This is a genomic window from Planktothrix sp., from assembly GCF_046067725.1.
Taxonomy (GTDB): Bacteria; Cyanobacteriota; Cyanobacteriia; order Cyanobacteriales; family Microcoleaceae; genus Planktothrix.
Map to the genome: position 1 here is coordinate 1 of NZ_JBJUDF010000067.1, position 2,792 is coordinate 2,792.

Here is a 2,792-nt window from a genome sequence, read left to right on the forward strand (position 1 = left end):
AAGTATATTATTGAGATGAAATCCGATTTATCTCAGGTACTTAAACTCTTAAAAGAACAAAGCGGTAATAAGGGAATTAAGAATAATAAACCAAAATTTTGGTAAACTAAATTTTAGGACTGATGCTGGAGATTTTCGGCTAGATCAGGAGATTGATCCTGAGTTCAGGTTTTCGTATGAGTTACCCCGTTTCTTGGGTACAAGTGGGTAAGTTTTGTAATTATAGCAAGTCTAAATCCGTTGTAATAACCTCTATGACTCAAACCCTTACCGTAGGGGCAATTCATGAATTGCCCCTACCCTAAATCAAATAGGATTACTATATTATTATTAAAGGTTTAAAATTATGCGTCGTCCGACTCAAATTAAAAATTCATCGGAAGATTTGAATGTCTGGCAAGCATTTACAGATTTAATGTCTAATGCTTTTTTAATTATGAGCTTGTTTTTATTATTAGCGATTGTTAAATCATCGTTATTAACTTCTAATTCAAAAGAAAAAGATCAGAAAATTCAAGGGTTAGAATTAACAGTTAGTTCATTTAAAAAAGAAATTGAACGATTAAAAGCTCCACCCGTCATTGTGATTAAAGATTCTGATCGAGATGCTCAGGGGCGATCTTTAAAATTTGAGACAGGTAAGGCAGATTTACCGGAAGGGTTGCGAATTTTTATTGAAGGCAATGTGGTGGAAAAATTAGAGAAATTTTCTAAAGTTTATCAAGGTTATGTAGTGGATGTGATCGGTCATACTGACGGTCAAGAAACCTTTAATCCCGCTAGTAATTTAGATCAAATCTTAGAACAAGTTGCACAGGGAAGTCAACCTGTTAAAAATCTCAAACCAGGTTCCAATGCTGATTTAGGATTAATGCGCTCTTTAGCAGTTGTTAAAAAACTCCAAGCTATTCAAGAACAAGGTCGTTTAAAAGGGTTAAAATTTAGAGCTTATTCAGCCGCACAATTATTTTTACCTTCAGGACAATATGCGTCACAAAATCGTACTTCTGATGAAACAAGAAGACGCATCGAAATTCGCTTTACTCCCCCAGGAGTTGAACAATATTGATAGGGTGATATCAAAGTGATCTGGAAGTGTCACCAAAGGGATGTACGGAGACTCTAACCGCACGCGGAGGAAGGGTCAGACTATCCCGGTTGACAGCACCCAAACAAGCGTCAACCCGCCAAAATTTAAGCAGTTGTCAATTTTTGTAACTTAAATAGATGGAATCTCTGTCCGTTTATGGTGAGGCGGATGTCAACAATGGTAGTCTTTTCTTAATATCCAAAAAATCCTTGAATAACCTCAACACAATTGTGATAGGAACTCCAATGCGACCTAAAATTATTGTTCTCGACGATGACCCCACAGGTTCTCAAACCGTTCATAGTTGCTTGTTGCTGACTCAGTGGGATGTAGATACCCTGCGAATTGGACTAGCTGACCAATCTCCGATTTTCTTTATTCTCACCAATACCAGAGCCTTAACACCCGAACAAGCCGCTTCCGTTACCCGTGAAGTCACCCAAAATTTAAAACTCGCTCTCGCCGCCGAATCAATCACTGATTTTTTAGTAGTCAGTCGTTCTGATTCTACCCTGCGAGGTCACTACCCAGTAGAAACCGATGTCATCGCCGAAGAACTGGGCCCCTTTGATGCTCATTTTCTAGTTCCAGCCTTTTTTGAAGGCGGAAGAATTACCCGCAATAGTATTCATTATTTAATCATTGATGGAGTAGAAACCCCCGTTCATCAAACAGAATTTGCTAAAGATTCAGTCTTTGCTTATCACCATAGTTATTTACCCGATTATGTCACCGAAAAAACCAACGGTCAAATTCCATCGGAAAAAGTAGAACAATTTTTGTTATCCGATGTTCGGGTAGGAACTTTACCTCGGTTAATGGGTTTAACGGGGAATCAATGTGTTGTTGTTGATGGTGAAACCCAAAAAGATTTTGATCAATTCGCCTCGGATATTATTACCGCCGCTAGTCAAGGAAAACGCTTTTTATTCCGCAGTGCGGCGAGTATTTTAACGTCTTTAGCCGCATTGGGAAATCAACCGATTCCCGCAGAAGAAATGGCAAAATATACCCGAAATGGAAAACCGGGTGTAGTGATTATGGGTTCTCATGTTAAAAAATCCACTCAACAATTAGAACGATTATTACAAGAACCTGGAGTTGTAGGAATTGAAGTGGATGTTTCCCATTTATTAGAAGAAAGTGAGACTCAAAGACAGGAACTCTTACAACAAATTTTAGACCAAGTTGATACCATTCATCATGCGGGTCAAACGCCTGTCATTTATACCAGTCGTCAAGAATTACAATTTGATACGGTAGAAACTCGGTTAGCCTTTGGAATTAAAGTCTCTGATTTACTCATGGATATTGTTCGAGGTTTACCAAAAGATATTGGATTTTTAATTAGTAAAGGCGGGATTACCTCTAATGATGTTTTGAGTAAAGGATTAGCCTTAAAAACAGCACGCTTACTCGGTCAAGTGTTAGCCGGTTGTTCAATGGTGAAAACCTCTTCTAACCATCCTTTATACCCCAATTTACCCGTCGTTTTATTCCCTGGAAATGTGGGAGACTCCGATGGGTTAGCAACAGTTTATCGTCGTTTAAGTCAACCCTTAACCTAATATAAAATTCTGAATATTTACGATATATCCCTCCTTTTTAATAGATTTAGGAGGGATAATTTGTATTACTCATATTCTATAGCAATCCCAAATAATTTGTGAAAAAATTCTGTAGGGGTTTGGAGACCAAACCC

General features: G+C 38.0%; 3 protein-coding genes. All 3 read left to right on the forward strand.

Annotated features, from left to right (window positions below; all coding sequences use genetic code 11):
* The first annotated feature begins 176 nt into the window (after positions 1-176).
* The gene (locus tag ACKPEB_RS03875) at positions 177-305 is read left to right on the forward strand and encodes a hypothetical protein (RefSeq protein WP_408971292.1); all 129 of its coding nucleotides are present in this window, start codon (positions 177-179) and stop codon (positions 303-305) included.
* Between the two features lie 41 nt (positions 306-346).
* Complete coding sequence (locus ACKPEB_RS03880; RefSeq protein ID WP_408963481.1) at positions 347-1,069, forward strand: hypothetical protein; 723 nt, start codon at positions 347-349, stop codon at positions 1,067-1,069.
* A gap of 266 nt (positions 1,070-1,335) precedes the next feature.
* A complete protein-coding gene (locus ACKPEB_RS03885) occupies positions 1,336-2,658 on the forward strand; it encodes a four-carbon acid sugar kinase family protein (protein WP_408963482.1) in 1,323 nt (440 codons plus the stop codon).
* Positions 2,659-2,792 lie beyond the last annotated feature (134 nt).